This window comes from Mesorhizobium onobrychidis, assembly GCF_024707545.1.
Taxonomy (GTDB): Bacteria; Pseudomonadota; Alphaproteobacteria; order Rhizobiales; family Rhizobiaceae; genus Mesorhizobium; species Mesorhizobium onobrychidis.
In genome coordinates this window covers 2,040,886-2,058,819 of record NZ_CP062229.1, presented here as the reverse complement: position 1 = coordinate 2,058,819, position 17,934 = coordinate 2,040,886, and the positions used below count along the sequence as shown (strand labels likewise).

At 63.2% G+C, this 17,934-nt stretch carries 16 protein-coding genes; 9 read left to right on the top strand and 7 right to left on the bottom strand.

The annotated features are described in order from the left end of the window. The first annotated feature begins 7 nt into the window (after positions 1 to 7). The 9 genes from IHQ72_RS10195 (at position 8) to IHQ72_RS10155 (ending at position 10,264) form a co-directional block, all read left to right on the top strand. Positions 8 to 1,519 (top strand): aldehyde dehydrogenase family protein, encoded by a 1,512-nt coding sequence (locus IHQ72_RS10195; protein ID WP_258122311.1) that lies wholly within the window; start codon positions 8 to 10, stop codon positions 1,517 to 1,519. A gap of 59 nt (positions 1,520 to 1,578) precedes the next feature. Beyond that, the gene (locus tag IHQ72_RS10190; RefSeq protein WP_258122310.1) at positions 1,579 to 2,832 is read left to right on the top strand and encodes an ABC transporter substrate-binding protein; all 1,254 of its coding nucleotides are present in this window, start codon (positions 1,579 to 1,581) and stop codon (positions 2,830 to 2,832) included. Between the two features lie 177 nt (positions 2,833 to 3,009). Further along, positions 3,010 to 3,966, top strand: coding sequence for a carbohydrate ABC transporter permease (locus IHQ72_RS10185; RefSeq protein WP_258122309.1), 957 nt, complete (start codon positions 3,010 to 3,012; stop codon positions 3,964 to 3,966). Continuing rightward, a complete protein-coding gene (locus IHQ72_RS10180) occupies positions 3,963 to 4,901 on the top strand; it encodes a carbohydrate ABC transporter permease (protein WP_123149672.1) in 939 nt (312 codons plus the stop codon). Before IHQ72_RS10185 ends, IHQ72_RS10180 begins: the two co-directional genes overlap by 4 nt. Positions 4,902 to 4,905: 4 nt before the next feature. Then, positions 4,906 to 6,021: an ABC transporter ATP-binding protein gene (locus tag IHQ72_RS10175; RefSeq protein WP_258122308.1), complete on the top strand. Its 1,116-nt coding sequence runs from the start codon at positions 4,906 to 4,908 to the stop codon at positions 6,019 to 6,021. Between the two features lie 5 nt (positions 6,022 to 6,026). Next, the gene (locus IHQ72_RS10170) at positions 6,027 to 7,541 is read left to right on the top strand and encodes a GMC oxidoreductase (protein WP_258122307.1); all 1,515 of its coding nucleotides are present in this window, start codon (positions 6,027 to 6,029) and stop codon (positions 7,539 to 7,541) included. Beyond that, positions 7,538 to 8,299, top strand: a complete 762-nt coding sequence (locus IHQ72_RS10165) for a 3-ketoacyl-ACP reductase (RefSeq protein WP_258122306.1) — start codon at positions 7,538 to 7,540, stop codon at positions 8,297 to 8,299. The genes IHQ72_RS10170 and IHQ72_RS10165 overlap by 4 nt, the downstream gene beginning before the upstream one ends. A 12-nt stretch (positions 8,300 to 8,311) precedes the next feature. Beyond that, on the top strand, positions 8,312 to 9,940 hold the full coding sequence (locus IHQ72_RS10160) for a GMC family oxidoreductase (protein ID WP_258122305.1): 1,629 nt from the start codon (positions 8,312 to 8,314) through the stop codon (positions 9,938 to 9,940). A 9-nt stretch (positions 9,941 to 9,949) separates the two neighbouring features. Next, a complete protein-coding gene (locus tag IHQ72_RS10155) occupies positions 9,950 to 10,264 on the top strand; it encodes a Dabb family protein (RefSeq protein WP_258122304.1) in 315 nt (104 codons plus the stop codon). Position 10,265: 1 nt separating this feature from the next. On the opposite strand, the gene IHQ72_RS10150 is transcribed toward IHQ72_RS10155, so the two are convergent. The 7 genes from IHQ72_RS10150 to IHQ72_RS10120 form a co-directional block, all read right to left on the bottom strand. Next, positions 10,266 to 11,111, bottom strand: a complete 846-nt coding sequence (locus tag IHQ72_RS10150; protein ID WP_258122303.1) for an EamA family transporter — start codon at positions 11,109 to 11,111, stop codon at positions 10,266 to 10,268. A gap of 7 nt (positions 11,112 to 11,118) precedes the next feature. Further along, on the bottom strand, positions 11,119 to 12,033 hold the full coding sequence (locus IHQ72_RS10145; protein WP_258122302.1) for an endonuclease/exonuclease/phosphatase family protein: 915 nt from the start codon (positions 12,031 to 12,033) through the stop codon (positions 11,119 to 11,121). Between the two features lie 108 nt (positions 12,034 to 12,141). Next, positions 12,142 to 13,692: a cation:proton antiporter gene (locus IHQ72_RS10140; RefSeq protein WP_258122301.1), complete on the bottom strand. Its 1,551-nt coding sequence runs from the start codon at positions 13,690 to 13,692 to the stop codon at positions 12,142 to 12,144. A gap of 117 nt (positions 13,693 to 13,809) precedes the next feature. Continuing rightward, positions 13,810 to 14,874 carry an ABC transporter ATP-binding protein gene (locus IHQ72_RS10135; RefSeq protein ID WP_258122300.1) on the bottom strand — a complete coding sequence of 355 codons (1,065 nt, stop codon included), beginning with the start codon at positions 14,872 to 14,874 and terminating at the stop codon, positions 13,810 to 13,812. Positions 14,875 to 14,903: 29 nt separating this feature from the next. After that, a complete protein-coding gene (locus IHQ72_RS10130) occupies positions 14,904 to 15,698 on the bottom strand; it encodes an ABC transporter permease (RefSeq protein WP_123149683.1) in 795 nt (264 codons plus the stop codon). Next, positions 15,695 to 16,588 carry an ABC transporter permease gene (locus IHQ72_RS10125; RefSeq protein WP_246804693.1) on the bottom strand — a complete coding sequence of 298 codons (894 nt, stop codon included), beginning with the start codon at positions 16,586 to 16,588 and terminating at the stop codon, positions 15,695 to 15,697. The genes IHQ72_RS10130 and IHQ72_RS10125 overlap by 4 nt, the downstream gene beginning before the upstream one ends. A 72-nt stretch (positions 16,589 to 16,660) precedes the next feature. Beyond that, positions 16,661 to 17,767: an ABC transporter substrate-binding protein gene (locus tag IHQ72_RS10120; RefSeq protein ID WP_258122299.1), complete on the bottom strand. Its 1,107-nt coding sequence runs from the start codon at positions 17,765 to 17,767 to the stop codon at positions 16,661 to 16,663. Between the last annotated feature and the right edge of the window lie 167 nt (positions 17,768 to 17,934).

Sequence of the window (17,934 nt, the reverse complement as noted above, 5' to 3'; positions counted from 1 at the left end):
AAATCACATGAACTTGCCCCTCACCATCGCCATGCCCGCCGAGGCAGCCGCGACGCCGAAGAGCTACCGGCTGCTGATCGACGGCAAGTTCGTCGATGCCCGCGACGGCCGCACGCTGGAGCGCAACAGTCCCGGCCACGGCTTCACCGTTTCGCGCTATGCGCAAGCCGGCGAAGCGGACGTCGAGGCGGCGGTGACCGCCGCGCACAAGGCTTTCGTGACCGGCCCCTGGCCGCACATGAAGGCCGGCGAGCGCGCCGCGATCCTGCTCAAGGCAGCGGACCTGATCGAGACGCGGCTCGAGGAGATCGCCCGGCTCGACGTGCTGGAATCCGGCAAGCCGATCGCCCAGGCGCGCGGCGAGATCGGCGGCGCCGTCGACATCTGGCGCTATGCCGCGGCGCTTGCCCGCACGCTCCATGGCGAGACCTACGCCAACCTCGGCGACGCCATGCTGGGCGTCGTGCTGCGTGAACCGATCGGCGTCGTCTCGATCATCACGCCGTGGAATTTTCCCTTCCTCATCGTCAGCCAGAAACTGCCGTTCGCGCTCGCCGCCGGCTGCACGGCGGTGGTCAAGCCGAGCGAGATGACGTCGGCCTCGACCTTCGTGCTCGGCGACATCCTGATGCAGGCCGGCTTGCCGGATGGCGTCGTCAACATCCTCGCTGGTCTGGGCGCCGATGTCGGCGCCGCGATGGTCAGCCATCCGCTGGTCGAGATGGTGTCGTTCACCGGCTCCACCCGGGTCGGCAAGGTGACCATGGCGTCGGCTGCGAACTGGCTGAAGAAAGTCTCGATGGAGCTCGGCGGCAAGAACGGCCAGATCGTCTTTCCAGACGCCGACTTCGAAGCGGCGGCCGACGCGGCGGTGTTCGGCGGCTTTTTCAACGCCGGCGAATGCTGCAACGCCGGCAGCCGGCTGATCGTCCACGAGGCGATCGCCGACGACTTCCTCGGCGCAGTGAAGGCGCTCACCGCAAGGGTCACCGTCGGCGATCCGCTCGACGACAGCACCAAGGTCGGCGCGATGATCTCTTCCGAGCACCTGGCCAAGGTGACCGGCTACGTGGCGGCGGCGGCAAATGACGGCAGCAGCGTCTATAGCGGCGGCAAGCAGATCGCCTCCAGTGCCGGTCAGTATCTCGACCCGACCATCCTTCGCGGCGTCACCGAAGACATGGCCATTGCACGTGAAGAAGTGTTCGGACCGGTGCTGTCGGTGCTGACGTTTGGATCGATTGAAGAGGCGTTGCGCATCGCCAACAACACGCCCTATGGTCTATCGGCGGGCGTGTGGAGCGCCAGCATCGACACCTGCATGTCGGTGGCGCGGAGTGTGCGTTCGGGAACTGTTTGGGTGAACACGTTCATGGAAGGTTATCCCGAGCTGCCTTTCGGAGGCTACAAGCAGTCCGGTCTCGGACGCGAACTCGGCAGGCGCGCCGTCGAGGATTATACCGAGGAAAAGACAATCCAGTTTCATCGCGGCCAGCGCACCGGATGGTGGGTCGGCTGAGTTGGGAAGAACCCGGCGGACAATCGCCGGTCGTGTAGCTGCAACAAGGGAGGAAGTACATGTTGCGCAAATTGCTTATCGGAACGGCTCTCGGCTCGGGTCTTGCGTTCGCAGCCCATGCCCAGGACGTCAAGGAAGTCGAGATGCTGCATTGGTGGACGTCTGGCGGCGAAGCGGCTGCTTTGAACGTGCTCAAGGAGGATCTGGCCAAGCAAGGCTTTGCCTGGAAGGACGTGCCCGTGGCCGGCGGCGGCGGCGACGCCGCCATGACCGCGCTGAAAGCGATGGTCGCGGCCGGCAACTACCCGACCGCCTCGCAGATGCTCGGCTATACCGTGCTCGATTATGCCGCGGCCGGCGTGATGGGCGACCTGACCGAGACGGCGGTAAAGGAAGGCTGGGACAAGTCCGTGCCAGCCGCCCTGCAGAAATTCTCGGTCTATGACGGCAAGTGGGTCGCGGCTCCGGTCAACGTCCACTCGGTCAACTGGCTGTGGATCAACAAGGCGGTGATGGACAAGATCGGCGGCACCGAGCCGAAGACCTTCGACGACTTCGTCGCGCTGCTCGACAAGGCCAAGGCGGCGGGCGTTATCCCGCTCGCGCTCGGCGGCCAGAACTGGCAGGAAGCCACCATGTTCGATTCGGTCGTACTGTCGACCGGCGGACCTGAGTTCTACAAAAAGGCCTTCAACGACCTCGACGAGGAGCAGCTGAAGTCCGACACGATGAAGAAGTCGTTCGACAACCTCGCCAAGCTCGTCACCTATGTCGACCCGAACTTCTCGGGCCGCGACTGGAACCTCGCCACCGCCATGGTCATCAAAGGCGACGCGCTGGTGCAGGTCATGGGCGACTGGGCCAAGGGCGAATTCAACGCCGCCAAGAAGACCCCGGGCACCGACTTCCTGTGCTACCGCTTCCCGGGCACCGACGGCAGCGTGGTCTACAACTCCGACATGTTCGGCATGTTCGACGTTCCGGAGGACCGTAAGGCCGCCCAGGTCGCCTTGGCCACCGCCACTTTGTCGAAGAGCTTCCAGTCGGCCTTCAACGTCGTCAAGGGCTCGGTCCCGGCCCGCACCGACGTGCCTGACACGGACTTCGACGCTTGCGGCAAGAAGGGCATGGCCGACCTGAAGGCCGCCAGCGAAGGCGGCACGCTGTTCGGTTCGCTGGCGCAAGGCTATGGCGCGCCGCCGGCCGTCGCCAATGCCTACAAGGACGTCGTCTCGAAATTCGTCCACGGCCAGATCAAGACCTCGGACGAGGCCGTGACCCAGCTGGTCAACGCGATCGAAGACGCCAAGTAGGAACCAGGCATGGAGGGAACCTTCCCCGCTCCGGTGGGGAAGGTTCAACTAAGCCAGGATGATCGGCCTCGTGTCGGAATGCTTATCACCTGGCGCCGGCGATCAACCAACACGCCCCGTCTGGACGGGGCTATCCTTCCCCGCCTGGCGGTGAAGGGACCCGAGAGGGAGGAGCCCATGACTACGGTCGCGACCCAGATCAAGCTGACGCCGGAGCATAATGCGCGCCCGGGCGCCTCGGTGCGTTCGCGCCTGCAGGACGCGCTGCCGAAGATCGTACTGGCGCCAAGCTTTGCGATCACTATTGTCTTCGTCTACGGCTTCATCCTGTGGACGGTCTATCTGTCCTTCACCAACTCCAAGACCTTCCCGTCCTATGCCATATCAGGGCCGCGCGCCTATCAGCGACTGTGGCGCTGGACTTTCGAGAGCGACCCGCCATCGAGCTGGTACACGTCGATCACCAATATGGGCATTTTCGGCTTTCTCTACATCTTCATCTGCCTGGCGCTCGGCCTTTTCCTGGCCATCCTGCTCGACCAGAAGATCCGCGGCGAAGGCATGTTGCGGCCGATCTACCTCTACCCGATGGCGCTATCCTTCATCGTCACCGGCGTCGCATGGAAATGGTTCCTCGATCCCGGCCTCGGCCTTGAGCAGACGCTGCACCAGTGGGGCTGGACGAGCTTCCATTTCGACTGGATCAAAAACAAGGATTTCGTCATCTACACTGTGGTGATCGCCGGCGTCTGGCAGGCCTCGGGTTTCATCATGGCGATGTTCCTCGCCGGCCTGCGCGGCATCGACGGGGAGATCATGAAGGCGGCGCAGATCGACGGCGCAACCACGTTCCAGCTCTATCGCCGCATCGTCATCCCGCTGCTGCGGCCGGTGTTCCTCTCGGCCTTCATCGTGCTCGCCCACCTCGCCATCAAGTCCTACGATCTGGTCGTAGCACTGACCAGCGGCGGGCCGGGCGGCTCGGCCTGGCTGCCGTCGAACTTCATGTATGAGTACACCTTCAAGCGCAACGAAATGGCCGTCGGCTCGGCCAGCGCCGTGATCATGCTGATGACCATCACCGCGATCATCGTGCCCTATCTCTATTCCGAGCTCAGGGAGCGACCGCGATGAGCGTCATTGCCTCGCCCGCTCGCACTGGCGGTATCAGCGCCAGGACCGTCAACCGCATCGTCATCTATGGCCTGCTGGCGCTGTTCGCGCTGTTCTACCTGATGCCGCTGTTCGTCATGCTGGTGACTTCGTTCAAGACGATGGACGAGATCCAGAACGGCAACATGCTGGCGCTGCCGCAGGCGCCGACCTTCGAGCCGTGGCTGAAGGCGTGGGGCGAGACCTGCGTCGGCCTGACCTGCGCCGGCATCAAGGGCTATTTCTGGAATTCCATCAAGATGGTGGTTCCGGCGGTGCTGATCTCGACGCTGCTCGGCGCGCTCAACGGCTATGTCCTGACCAAATGGCGCTTCCGCGGCCACACGCTGGTTTTCGGGCTGATGCTGTTTGCCTGCTTCATCCCATTCCAGTCGGTGCTGTTGCCGATGGCGACGATCCTCGGCAGCCTCGGCCGTTTCGGCGTGACGCTGCGCAACGCAACGGGATTTTCATTCGGCTTGGGCAATCCGACGGTCAACCTGGTCTTTGTCCACGTCGTCTACGGGCTCGGCTTCACCACTTTGTTCTTCCGCAATTATTACGAGGCGTTCCCGACCGAACTGGTCAAGGCGGCACAGGTCGACGGAGCCAGCTTCTTCCAGATTTTCCGGCGCATCATGCTGCCGAATTCGATGCCGATCTTCGTCGTCACCGTCATCTACCAGTTCACCAACATCTGGAACGACTTCCTGTTCGCCTCGGCCTATGCCGGCACCGGTGACGCGATGCCGATGACCGTGGCGCTGAACAACGTCGTCAATACCTCGACCGGTGTCGTCGAATACAACGTCAACATGGCGGCGGCGATGATCGCCGCACTGCCGACCCTTCTCGTCTATGTGGTCGCTGGCCGCTATTTCGTGCGCGGCCTGATGGCCGGCGCCGTCAAAGGATAATCGAATGGCTTTTCTCGAAATTGATGGGCTGAGGAAGCGGTTCGGATCGGTCGAGATCCTGAAGGGCATCGACCTCGATCTCGAAAAGGGCGGCTTCCTCGTGCTGGTCGGCCCGTCCGGCTGCGGCAAGTCGACCTTGCTCAACACCATCGCCGGCTTGGAAACCATCACCGAAGGCGAAATCCGCGTCGACGGCCGGACGATCAACGATCTCCACCCTTCGAAGCGCGACATCGCCATGGTGTTCCAGAGCTACGCGCTCTACCCGAACATGACGGTCGCAGGAAACATTGCTTTCGGCATGGAGATGCGCGGCGTGCCGGCAGCTGAGCGCCAGAAGGCGATCGACAAGGTGGCGAAGGTGCTGCAGATCGGCCACCTCCTGCAGCGCAAGCCGAGCCAGCTCTCCGGCGGTCAGCGCCAGCGCGTCGCCATGGGCCGCGCGCTGGTGCGCGACCCCAAGCTCTTTCTCTTCGACGAGCCGCTCTCCAATCTCGACGCCAAGCTGCGCGTCGACATGCGCATCGAGATCAAGCGGCTGCACGCGACCACAGGCACGACAATCGTCTATGTCACCCACGATCAGATCGAGGCGATGACGCTGGCCACCAAGATCGCGGTGATGCGCGACGGCGAGGTGCAGCAGTTCGGCACGCCTGCCGAAATTTACAACAACCCGACCAACCTGTTTGTTGCCGACTTCATGGGCTCGCCGGCCATGAACCTGATTCCGGCGACGATCGGTGGCAATGGCAATGCGCTTTCCGTGGTGCTGCAGCGCGAGGCGCGCGAGCCGATCTCGCTGCCGCTGGCCGATGCGCCGACGGGTCTGTCGGCATTCCACAGCAAGCCGATAATCTTCGGCGTCCGCCCCGAGGCCCTGACCGATCCTGAAGGAGCCGAACGCAACGCATCGAACATCGCCACCGCCGACTGTCACATCGAAGTCGTGGAACCGGCCGGCTCCGATACCTTCGCCGTCACCAATCTCGGCGGCAAGGCGGTGGTGGCGCGTCTGCGCGCCGACGCCAATATCCAGCCGGGCACGGTCACGCCGCTCGCCTTCAACCTGACCAAGGCGGTGTTCTTCGATCCGGCGACCGAGAACCGTATCCTCTGACAGCCATGACAAACCCGGACATCGTCATCATCGGCTCCGGCATCGGCGGCGCCACGATCGCTTCCGGCCTTGCCGGCAGTGGCGCCTCGATCCTGATGCTGGAGCGCGGCGAACCACTGCCGGCGACGCCGCATACGCGTGACACGCGCGCCATCTTCGTCGACGGCCACTATCGGCCGAAGGAAATGTGGCTCGAGGCCGGGGGTGCTGCGTTCAATCCCGGCAACTACTACTATGTCGGCGGCAATTCGAAATTCTATGGCGCGGTGCTGATCCGCTACCGCAGGCAAGACTTTTCCGCCATGGAGCACTATGGCGGCGTCTCGCCGGCCTGGCCGTTCTCCTATGACGAGTTCGAGCCCTGGTACTCCAAGGCCGAGCAGCTTTTTCGCGTGCGCGGCGCACTCGGCGAAGACCCCACCGAACCGTTCCACTCGATACCCTATGCGTTCGGGCCGGTGCCGGACGAGCCGCCGATCGCCCGCGCCCGTGCCGAACTCAAGGGCCTGGGCCTGCACCCGGCATCGCTGCCGCTCGGCGTCGACATCGATGCCTGGCTAAAGGACGGCAAGACAGGCTGGGATGCGTTTCCCAACACCGGGACCGGTAAGGTCGACGCCCAATCGGGACCACTGACAGCGGCACTTACCGACCGGAACATCAGGCTTGAAACCGGTGCCCACGTCGAATATCTCGAAGCGTCATCGGATGCCAGGACGATCGCCGCCGTTCATTATCGCCAGAATGGCACGCTGAAGAAAGTGACGCCGAAGCTGGTCATCCTCTCGGCCGGCGCGGTCAATTCGGCGGTCATCCTGCTGCGCTCGCCCTCGCCCAACAGCAACGGAGGCGGCAATGGCCTCGCCAACCGTTCCGACCAGGTCGGCCGCAACTTCATGAACCACAATTCGAGCGCCATGCTGGCGATCGACCCGCGCCGCAGGAACACATCCGTCTACCAGAAGACGCTGATGCTCAATGACTACTATCTGTCCGACGGCAAGGGCGGCAAGCCGCTCGGCAACGTCCAGCTTCTCGGCAAGATCGACGGCAACATCCTCAGGGCCAACGTCAAGCTTGCACCCAAATTCGCGCTGGACTTCATGGCCGGCCACGCCGTCGACTGGTACCTGATGTGCGAGGACCTGCCCGATCCCGAAAGCCGCTTCATGGTCGACGGCAAGGACATCGTCATGCAGTGGCGGCGCTCCAACATGCAGTCGCTTGAGGGACTGACCAAGGTGATGCGCGAGAATTTCCGCGCCTGCGGCTATCCGATCGTCCTGTCGCGGCCTTTCGACAAGCGCACGCCGTCGCATCAGTGCGGCACGGTCAAGATGGGCGACGATCCAGCAACCTCGCCGCTCGACCCCTTCTGCCGGTCATTCGATCACCACAACCTGTTTGTCGTCGACGGCAGCTTCCTGCCGAACTCGGCCGCGGTCAATCCGGCGCTGTCGATCGCCGCGCAGGCATTGCGCGTCGCCGACCACATCCGCAAGACGGAGCTTGTCGCATGAGCCGCCCGGCAGCGATCGTCACCGGCGGCGCGCGCGGCATCGGCCTGGCCTGCGCCGAGGCGCTGGCCGATGCGGGCTTCGACATCCTTGTCGTGGACCTTGCTGAAAAAGCCGCCAACGGGCTTGCCGCTGACATCGCCGCCCGCGGCGCGAAATTCGCCTACCATTGCGGCGACATTGCCGACCTCGACGGCCATTCAGCACTTATTGATGCCGTGACAAGTGCCTTCGGCCGCATCGACTGCCTGGTCAACAATGCCGGCATCGGTGCCATCTTGCGCGGCGACCTTCTGGAATTGAAACCGGACAATTTCGACCGGATCCTCGGGATCAATCTGCGCGGCACGGTGTTCCTCAGCCAGGCCGTTGCCAAGGCGATGCTTGCGGCGCCGGGTGATCACGCAAAATCGATCATCACCGTCACCTCGGTCAGCGCCGAAATGGCCTCGCCGGAACGTGCCGACTATTGCATCTCCAAGGCCGGGCTTTCGATGTGGGTAAAGACCCTGGCGCTGCGGCTTGCTCCCGAAAACATCGGTGTGTTCGAGGTGCGGCCGGGCATCATCCGCACCGACATGACCGCAGGCCTAACCGCCAAATACGACGCGCTGATCGACGGCGGGCTGGTGCCGGCGAAGCGCTGGGGCGAAGCCGCCGATGTCGGCGCCGCCGTAGTGGCACTCGCCGGCGGCAAGCTCGGTTTTTCGACCGGCTCGATCATCAATGTCGACGGTGCGCTGTCGGTGCCGAGGCTGTGAACAGGTGACGCCATGACCGACTACATCATCGTCGGCGCCGGCCCGGCCGGCTGCGTCCTGGCCAACCGGCTGAGCGAAGATCCGTCGCATCAGGTGCTGCTGCTTGAGGCCGGCGGCAAGGACTGGCACCCGCTGATCCACATGCCGGCCGGTTTCGCCAAGATGACCAAGGGCATCGCCGCCTGGGGCTGGTCGACCGTGCCGCAAAAGCACATGAAGGACCGCGTCTTCCGGTACACACAGGCCAAGGTGATCGGCGGCGGCTCCTCCATCAACGCCCAGATCTATACACGCGGCAACGCCCGCGATTACGACGCCTGGGAGAAGGTAGAGGGCCTTGCCGGCTGGGGCTATCGCGACGTGCTGCCCTATTTCAAGCGGGCCGAGAACAACCAGCGCTACGCCAACGATTTTCACGGCGACCAGGGTCCGCTCGGCGTGTCGAACCCGATTGCGCCGCTGCCGATCTGCGAGGCTTATTTCCGCGCCGGACAGGAGATGGGCATTCCCTTCAATCCGGACTTCAACGGGATAGCCCAAGAAGGCGTCGGTTATTACCAATTGACGCAGAAGGACGCGAGACGCTCCTCCGCCTCGGTCGCCTATCTCAGGCCGATCCGCGAGCGCAAGAACCTGACCGTCAGGACCGGCGTGCTGGTGACGCGCATCGTCGTCGAGAAAGGCCGCGCCGTCGGTGTCGAGATCGTCGACAGGCCGGGCGGCCAGCCGACGACCCTGCGTGCCGAGCGCGAAGTGATCGTCTCGTCCGGCGCCATCGGCTCGCCGAAGCTGCTGATGCAATCGGGCATCGGCCCGGCCGATCATCTGAAGTCGGTCGGCGTGATGCCGGTCCACGACCTGCCCGGCGTCGGTTCCAACCTGCAGGATCATCTCGACCTGTTCGTCATTGCCGAATGCACCGGCGACCACACCTACGACAACTACGCCAAGCTGCACCGGACGGTGTGGGCCGGCCTGCAATATCTGCTGCTGAAGAAGGGACCGGTTGCCTCCAGCCTGTTCGAGACCGGCGGCTTCTGGTACGCCGACCCGACCGCCGCCTCGCCCGACATCCAGCTCCATCTCGGCCTCGGCTCCGGCATCGAGGCCGGCGTCGAGAAACTGAAAAATCCGGGCGTGACGCTGAACTCGGCTTTCCTGCGCCCGCGTTCGCGCGGTACGGTGCGGCTGAACAGCGCCGACCCGGCCGACAGCCCGCTGATCGATCCGAATTACTGGATAGATCCCTACGATCGCGACATGTCGATCAAGGGGCTCAGGCTGGCGCGCGAGATCATGCGGCAGAAGGCACTTGCCCCTTATGTGCTGCGCGAGGTGCTGCCGGGACCGACACTCACCAGCGACGACGAGCTGTTCGATTATGCCTGCCGCAGTTCCAAGACCGACCATCACCCCGTTGGCACCTGCCGCATGGGCCATGACGCGATGAGCGTGGTGACGCCCGATCTCAGGCTGCGCGGCATCGAAGGGTTGCGCGTCTGCGACGCCTCGGTGATGCCGCACATCCCATCCTCCAACACCAATGCGCCAACCATCATGGTCGGCGAAAAGGGCGCCGATCTGATCCTTGGCCGCGAACCACTGCCGCCGGCCGTGTTTTCCGGCAACCGCGCGGCATAGGGACTCAAAATGGTCAGACACTGTGTTTTTGTCAGATTTCGCAGCGACGTCGACGCTACCGAGCGCGCGGCAATCCATGCCGATCTTGAGGCGCTGCGGCGGGTGATCGACGGCATGGGCAAGGTCGAATTCAGCGTCAACACCAGCCCGGAGCCGTTCGCGCGCGGCTTCACGCACGGCTTCACCATCGACTTCCGCGATGCCGCCGCACGCGACGCCTATCTGGTGCATGAGGCTCACAGCCGAGCCGGCGCTCGGCTGGTCGCGGCGCTTGAAGGCGGAACCGACGGGCTGATCGTGTTCGATCTGGAGATGAGCGCTTAGCTTACCCGAGCCTCAGCGCGACGACGCCGGCAACAATGCTGAGCACGGCGGCACCGCGCCATCCCGTCATCTTCTCGCCGAGCGCAAACACCGAGATCATCATGGCGAACAGGATCGAGGTTTCGCGCAGCGCCGCGACCGAGGCGATCGGCGCCTTGGTCATCGCCCACATCACGATCCAGTAGGCGACGCCGCTGAGCACGCCGGTGTACACGCCCGCCTTCCAGTCGCGCGCCAGCACCGGCAGCGCCTTTGGTCCGCGAAAGATCAGGCACAGCACCAGCGCCCATGCCGCATCACAGACGAACAGCCACGCCGCATAGCTCGATGCAGTTGCGGCCAGCCGCGCGCCGCTGCCGTCGGAAAGCGTATAGCTGGCGATGAAGATCGATGTGCCCAGCGCAAAGCCGACGGCGCGCAGGTTCAGCCTTTCCAGATGCGCGCCTCCGCGAAACGACAACACCAGCGTGCCGGCCGACAGCAGGACGATACCGACAATGGCGAGCGGCGCCGGAACTTCGGCGACGACCACCATGCCGCCAAATGCTGCAAGCAGCGGCGCGGTGCCGCGCGCCAGCGGATAGGTCTGGGCAAAATCGCCGGCCTTGTAGGCGCCGATCAGGAACGTCCTGTAGCCCATATGGAAGATCACCGAGGCGATGATATAGGGCCACACTTCCGCTTTCGGCACGTCGACGAAAGGCAGCGCCACCAGCGCCACGGCGCCCATACCGAGCGTCATCAGCGTGATCGACAGGAAGCGGTCAAGATGGACCTTGACCAGCGCGTTCCAGATCGCGTGCATGGCGGCGGCGGCGAGCACCGCGAAGAAGACAAACAGGCTCATCGGCGGCTCATCCGCCTCCGGTCCCTGTCGCGAACGGCGTTTCCAGATCGATGTCGACCCGCAGCGGAAAATGGTCCGAGGCGATTTCGCCGATATCGGCACTGACCGAGCGCACGCGTCCCGCCAACATCCCGCCGACGAAGCAGTGGTCGAGCCGTCGTTTTGTCAGCCTGCCGTCGATGGTCTTCACATGCGTGTGGAAATCCGCCGTCGGTTCTCTGGCGACTGCGGCGGCATCGACGAAACCGTCGAGATAGGCGGCACCGCGATGATAGGGCGTGCTGCCGACGATGCGCCGGTATTCGGCGCTGCCCGGCTCCATGTTGAAATCGCCCATCCAGATTGCCGCCAGCGGGTTTTCCGGCTCCGGCTCGCCGTTGCTCCAGTTGCGCATAGGTTCGTCATCGGCGCCGCTCCACGGGCCGCCGTCGGACGGCGCTCGGCGATGCTCGGCGAGCAGGTAATCGATCTGCTCCAGCCGCTCCTCGGCGGCAATATGCGCGAGATGCAGCGACAGCACCCGCACCGGACCGGCAGGCGTGCGGATCATGCATTCGAGCGCTGCGTTGCGGGTGTTGAGCGGACGCACGGTGCGGCGCAGCGGCAGCGTGTGCAGCCGCGACCAGACGATCGGCAGCTTGGACAGCACCATGGTGCCGAATTGCCGCCGCCGGTTGACGATGCGGCCTTCACGCCGCTCGCTGGCGTCCATGTCGAAGGCCGGCCCATAGACCCAATGGTATTCGGGCAGCAGTCGCGAAAGAAGTTCCGGCTGGTCGTCCTCGTTGCTGCGCAGCCAGTGCCGTTCCACTTCCTGCAATGCGATGATGTCAGCGCCGGCGACAACTTTGACGCTGCGCGCGAGATCATAGCGGCCGTCGCCGCCGAAACCGTACTGGATGTTGTAGCTGACCAGCTTCATTGCTTATCCGGCTCAATTTCGTGGTGGCAGTAGCGGATCGGCGAATTGGTTGCAATGTGCCGGGCGGATGACGGGGCTGGGCCAGGCGGCAGCTTGCCTGCGCCCCGCCTAAGTCGTCAGCGGCTGGAACCGCCCGGGCGGGGAAGCGGCCAATTCCGACCAGTCGATTTCTTCCTCCAGACGATGATAGGCTTCGTCGCCGATTGTCCCGTCGCGGCGCATCCTTTCCAGCGCGTCGCGCTGGCTCTTGATGGCGTAGAGGCGCAACCTGTCGTACTCGGTCGCCGCCTGGGCGTCCTCCGGATTTTCAGCGATCGTGCGCTGGGCGGTATATTGCTCGCGCACCGCCGCTGCGGCACTCGATGTCTTGCCGCTCAATATGTCCAGTGCGGCCTGCATGATGGCGACGCGTGCCTGCGCAACCTCCCGGTCGATCGTCACGTCCGGATCGAGGTCAAGCCAGCGCAGCAGCGGCTTCAGGCTCATGCCTTGCAACACCAGCGTGCCGAGGACGACGGTGAAGGCAGCGAGCACGATCGGGTCGCGGCCGGGAAAATCCGCCGGCAAGGCAAATGCCGCCACCAAGGTCACCAGGCCACGCATGCCGCACCAGCCGATAAGCACGCCGCCGCGAAATGACGGCGCTTCTCTGCGCTGTTCCGCGTCGCCGAAGCGGGCAAACCATCTGATGATCGCGCCGCAGCCCAGGACCCAGACAAGACGCGAAACGATGACGACGGCGAGAACCACTGCGGCAAACACGAAGGCGTCGAGTTGTCCGGCACCGGCGAGCCGCTCGACGATCGTTCGTGCCTGCAGGCCCATGAGGACGAAAGCCAGCACGTTGAGCACAAAGACCGCCGACTCCCAGACCGAATAGGTGCTGACGCGCTTTCTCGCCGACATGCGGCGCGGTGCCGTGCGCGCTATGGTCATGGCATAGACGACGATGGTGATGATGGCGGAAAGGCCGAGCTTGTCGGCCAGGATCCAGACCCCGAATGTTCCTGCAAACTGCACCACCGTGCTGCTTGCCGCATCCTCGATACGGGTTAGCATCAGCAGCGAGAAACGGCCGAGCACATAACCGGCAGCAAGGCTGCCGACCGTCGATAGCAGGATCGTCGGAACGGCGTCGCTCAGCATGACCGAGCCGATGGTTGCCGAAACCGATATCCGGTAGATCAGTAGCGCGGTGGCGTCGTTGAGCAGGCTTTCGCCTTGCAGGATGGCGGTGACGCGGTGCGGCACCTTGAACTGCCCAAGCACGGCCGATGCCGCAACCGCGTCGGGCGGCGCCACAATGGCGCCGAGGGCGATGGCCGCAGCTATGGGCAGGCCTGCCATTTTCCAGCCGACCAGCGCCACAGCCACGGTGGTGAAGACGACGGCGCCGAGCGCCAGCAAGGCGAGCGGCAGCCGATAGCGATTGAGATCGCGCAGCGACGTGTCGTAGGCCGCGTCAAGAAGCACCGGCGCGATGAACAAGGCGAGGGCCAGTTCGGGATCGATCTCGATGGTCGGCGCAAACGGCAGGAAGGCGATGCCTGCGCCTGCCAACGCCAGCAACGACGGATAGGGGACCTGGAGACGCCGCGACAGCGCCGTCAGCGCGACGGCGATCAGTAAGAGAACAAGGGTCAGCTCAAAAAGCGCCATGCCTCATCGTAGCGGCGAAGCCGGGCGATTGGCACTGCAAAAAAGGCGACGGCTTCGGGTGCTGGCTTGCAGAGAAATTTCGGCGCGCAAAGTGACCATTCACTATTCACTCTTCCCCTAATGCAGCACCAGCATGTCGCCCGACGAGAAGGAAATCTCGGCCTTTTCGCCGACGGCGGGCGGCGGGGTGGCCGGGCTGTTGAACGTGTCGAGCGACACCGTGCTGCCGCCGATGCCGACTCGAACCCGAATGACCGAGCCGAGGAAATGCACTTCGGTGATCTCGCCCGAAAGACTGGAGTCGCGGCCGGGATGGCGGCCGAGCGAAATCGCCTCGGGCCGCAGCGCCAGCGACAGCGTGTCGCCGGACTTGGAGCCGTTGAGCTTTCCCTGCAGCGAGACCTCTTGCGAATTGACGCGCACCTTGCCTGACGCCGCGTCGGTGACGGTGCCTTCGAGCACGTTCAGCGTGCCGACGAAATTGGCGACGAACTTGGTCGCCGGCCGGTTGTAGATCTCGAACGGCGTGCCGACCTGCTCGGCCTTGCCGCCATACATGACAGCGATGCGGTCGGAGATCGACAGCGCCTCTTCCTGGTCGTGGGTGACGAAGACGGTGGTGATGCCGAGCTTCTTCTGGATTGAGCGGATTTCCTCGCGCAGCGACACGCGCACCTTGGCGTCGAGCGCCGACAGCGGTTCGTCGAGCAGCAGGAGCTTCGGCTTCGGCGCAATCGCCCGCGCCAGCGCGATACGCTGCTGCTGGCCGCCGGAGAGCTGATAGGGATAGCGGTCGCCCATCTGCGGCAGCTTGATGAGGTCGAGCATCTCGGCAACGCGCCTGTCGGCATCGGCCTTAGGCATGCCCGCGACCTTCAGCCCGAAGCCGATGTTCTGCGCCACGGTCAGGTTCGGAAACAGCGCGTAGGCCTGGAACACCATACCGATATTGCGCTGGTTGGGCTTGAGCCGGGTGATGTCCTTGCCGGCCACGACGATCTTGCCGGCGCTCGGCTCCTCGAAGCCGGCGACCATGCGCAGCACCGTCGTCTTGCCGCAGCCCGACGGCCCGAGGAACGAGACGAATTCGCCCGGTTTGACGTCGAGGTTGAAATCCTGGACGACGGTGGTGGCGCCGAAGGCTTTTCGAACCTGCTGGATGGAGAGGAATGGCTCGGCCATGGCTTTTCTTTCGGTCAGTACTTTTTCGATCAGTTTGGCCGGTTCGCCGATCGCGGCGCAAAACGCGACAGGATCTGGATCAGCGACATGCAGCCCCAGGTGATGGCGAACGAAATGAGCGCCAGTGCCGACGGCTCATAGGCACTGTTGGCGCCGATGTTCTGCAGATAGGGGCCGAAGGCCGGGCGATTCAGCAGCGACGCCATGGTGAACTCGCCGATGACGATGGCAAAACTCAGGAACGCGCCGGATAAGACAGCGATCAGTACGTTCGGCAGGATGATGCGAGCGATGATGGTGGTCCAGCCGGCGCCGAGGATTTGTGCGGCTTCGGTGAGCGTTCTGACGTCGATGGTCCTGAGACCGGTATCGACCGCCCGGTACATATAGGGCAGCGCCAGCACTGCATAGCCGATGACCAGCAGAGCATCGGTGCCGCGCGCTGTCGCCAGAAAAGGCAGCGTTGAATTCGACCCGAACATTCTGATGTAACCGAAGACGATGACGATAGCGGGGATAACCAGCGGCAGCAGGGTGATGAACTCTACGACCGGCCGCAGATGCGGTAGCCGCAGCCGTATCCAGTAGGCCGTCGGTACAACGAGGAGCACGCCCAAAAGAATGGTAAAGACCGCCACAACGACGGAATAGGTAAATGTCGTCTGGAAATTCGGATCTCCGAAGACTGAGCGGTAGGCGTCAAAGGAGTATTCCCCTCGCCGCTTACGCAAAGAGAATTCAAAGGTCGCCAAAAGCGGCAGGATAAAATAGGTGGTTCCCACGCCAAAAACGAGCCAAGCCCAAAAACGGCTGCCTTGCTTCATTTCAGCCACCGTTCGGCTCGCCGTTGGAACAAAATATAGAAGAGATTGGCCAGGCCGGTGATGACTATCATGCCGAATGCAAGCGCATAACCTAGATTCGGATTGTAAAGCACGTCGCCGCGAATCTGCGCGAACAGCTGGATTGGCACGATGTTGAGTGACGGCCCCGTCAGTGCATAGGCCGTTGCGACCGCCCCGAACGCGTTGGCAAAGAGGAGGACCGTCGTACCGAGAAAGCTCGGCCATAACACCGGGATGACCACCATGCGCCAATATTGCCAATTGGTTGCCCCGAGCGTGGCGGCAGCTTCGCCCCATTCCTTCTTCAACCCATCGACCGCCGGCGTGATGATGACGATCATCAATGGAATCTGGAAATAGAGGTAGGTGAGGATCAGGCCCCAAAACGAAAAGATACTGAAGCCGAGCGAATAGATGTTAATTCCGAAAATGTCTCGCAACAGGATCGTCGCCACTCCGAGCCGACCTAGAGTCGCGATGAACGAGAATGCCAGCGGTACGCCGGCAAAATTCGAGGCGACGCCCGAGAAGGTCAAGGTTGCCGAGCGTAACCACGGCGGCAAGCCGCCGCGAACCACTGCCACCGCCATTGCCAGGCCGATCAAGGCGCCAAGGACCGCAGAGACAAAGCTGATCTGAATGGATACCCAATAGGCCGCGGCGAGCTTGGGTTGCGACAACGCTATGATGTTGTCGAACGTGTAGTCGCCGGCTGCGTTTTTGAACGCGCCCGCGATCAGCCCGACCGTGGGCAAGATCAGAAAGACCAGCGCAAAAACGAAGAACGGAGTTACGCCTAACCAATGCAGTGGCAGCCGAAGGCGGCTGATCTCCGGCGCGCCAGGGCTGACGCTGGCTGTCTGGGACATTGTGGAGTCTGCCATGGAATTCCCGAAGTTGGCATAGGGCGCCGGGCGGCGAACCGGCCAGCGCCCTATGAATTACTTCACGACGGCGCCAACGATGGCATCCCAGTTCGTGCTGATTTCCTTCTTGGCAGCGTTCTGTTCCTCCAAGGTTGGGAATATCGCTTTTTCGTAGGTCTCGGCGGCCGGCAGCTTGTCCAGCATCTCCTTCGGGATCACGCCCTTCTTGGCGAGGTCATTGAAGCGGATCGGGTGGCAGTAGCCCTTCAGCCAGCCGAGCTGGCCTTCGTCTGAATACAGATACTCCATCCACAGCTTGGCGGCGTTCGGATGCGGCGCATAGGCGCTGATCGCCTGTACGTAGACGCCCGCGACCACCGCTCCCTTTGGCACGACGATTTCGATTTCCGGATTGCCGGCCATCTTGTCGCGCATGGCAAGCAGGTTGTAGTCCCAGTTCATCACGATTGGTGTCGTGCCCTGGGCGACAGCTGCCGCTTCACCCTCGACCGGCACGAAGTTGCCGGCATCGTTGAGCTGCTTGAAGAACTGCAGACCCTTGGCGGCGGCGTCCTGGCCGGCGGTACCGCCAGCCGCGAGGCCCGAGGCGTAAACCGATATGACGGCGTTGTTCGACGTACGCGGGTCACCGGCGAGCGCCACCGAGTTGGCGTATTCCGGCTTCTGCAGGTCAGCCCAGTCCTGTGGTGCGTTCTGCACGACGGCCTTGTTCACGCCGAAGGCGAGCACGCCATAGTAGTCGCCGTACCAGTAGCCATCGGCATCCTTGGCGCTGTCAGGGATCGTATCCCAAGTCGACACCTTGTAGGGCTGGATCAGGCTGTCTGCCTTGGCGGACGGGCCAAAAGACAGGCCGACGTCGATGACATCAGGCGCCTGCGGGCCCTTATTGTCCTTGTTGGCCTTGATCGCCTCGATCTCGTCGCCGGAGCCGGCATCAGGATTGAGCTCGTTGATTGTGATTTCCGGATACTTCGCCTTGAAGCTGGCGATGACGTCGCCGTAGCCGCACCAGCTGTGCGGCAGCGCGATGGTGGTGAGCTGGCCTTCCGCCTTGGCAGCGGCGACCAGTTCATCCATGGACTGCGCCGACGAGATGGCAGAGGTCGCCATCAGGGCGACGGCCGTAAGGGAAAGCACTTTTCCCGTGAATTTGAACATGTGTTCTCTCCGTTGAACTGACGCCGTTGGACGCCTGCGATGCGGTATCGTTTTCGTGTGACAGCCCGATGAAAGCTTTGTGGAAGCGATGCCCTGCAGTACGAAAAAGTAAACTCTTTTTAACCGACTGTAGCAATCGCTCCGCGATTCTTTTTCCGGCTAATGAA

Coding starts and splice junctions, on each gene's coding strand:
- IHQ72_RS10195 (WP_258122311.1), top strand. CDS start 8: ATGAACTTGCCCCTCACCATCGCCATGCCCGCCGAGGCAGCCGCGACG.
- IHQ72_RS10190 (WP_258122310.1), top strand. CDS start 1,579: ATGTTGCGCAAATTGCTTATCGGAACGGCTCTCGGCTCGGGTCTTGCG.
- IHQ72_RS10185 (WP_258122309.1), top strand. CDS start 3,010: ATGACTACGGTCGCGACCCAGATCAAGCTGACGCCGGAGCATAATGCG.
- IHQ72_RS10180 (WP_123149672.1), top strand. CDS start 3,963: ATGAGCGTCATTGCCTCGCCCGCTCGCACTGGCGGTATCAGCGCCAGG.
- IHQ72_RS10175 (WP_258122308.1), top strand. CDS start 4,906: ATGGCTTTTCTCGAAATTGATGGGCTGAGGAAGCGGTTCGGATCGGTC.
- IHQ72_RS10170 (WP_258122307.1), top strand. CDS start 6,027: ATGACAAACCCGGACATCGTCATCATCGGCTCCGGCATCGGCGGCGCC.
- IHQ72_RS10165 (WP_258122306.1), top strand. CDS start 7,538: ATGAGCCGCCCGGCAGCGATCGTCACCGGCGGCGCGCGCGGCATCGGC.
- IHQ72_RS10160 (WP_258122305.1), top strand. CDS start 8,312: ATGACCGACTACATCATCGTCGGCGCCGGCCCGGCCGGCTGCGTCCTG.
- IHQ72_RS10155 (WP_258122304.1), top strand. CDS start 9,950: ATGGTCAGACACTGTGTTTTTGTCAGATTTCGCAGCGACGTCGACGCT.
- IHQ72_RS10150 (WP_258122303.1), bottom strand. CDS start 11,111: ATGAGCCTGTTTGTCTTCTTCGCGGTGCTCGCCGCCGCCGCCATGCAC.
- IHQ72_RS10145 (WP_258122302.1), bottom strand. CDS start 12,033: ATGAAGCTGGTCAGCTACAACATCCAGTACGGTTTCGGCGGCGACGGC.
- IHQ72_RS10140 (WP_258122301.1), bottom strand. CDS start 13,692: ATGGCGCTTTTTGAGCTGACCCTTGTTCTCTTACTGATCGCCGTCGCG.
- IHQ72_RS10135 (WP_258122300.1), bottom strand. CDS start 14,874: ATGGCCGAGCCATTCCTCTCCATCCAGCAGGTTCGAAAAGCCTTCGGC.
- IHQ72_RS10130 (WP_123149683.1), bottom strand. CDS start 15,698: ATGAAGCAAGGCAGCCGTTTTTGGGCTTGGCTCGTTTTTGGCGTGGGA.
- IHQ72_RS10125 (WP_246804693.1), bottom strand. CDS start 16,588: ATGTCCCAGACAGCCAGCGTCAGCCCTGGCGCGCCGGAGATCAGCCGC.
- IHQ72_RS10120 (WP_258122299.1), bottom strand. CDS start 17,767: ATGTTCAAATTCACGGGAAAAGTGCTTTCCCTTACGGCCGTCGCCCTG.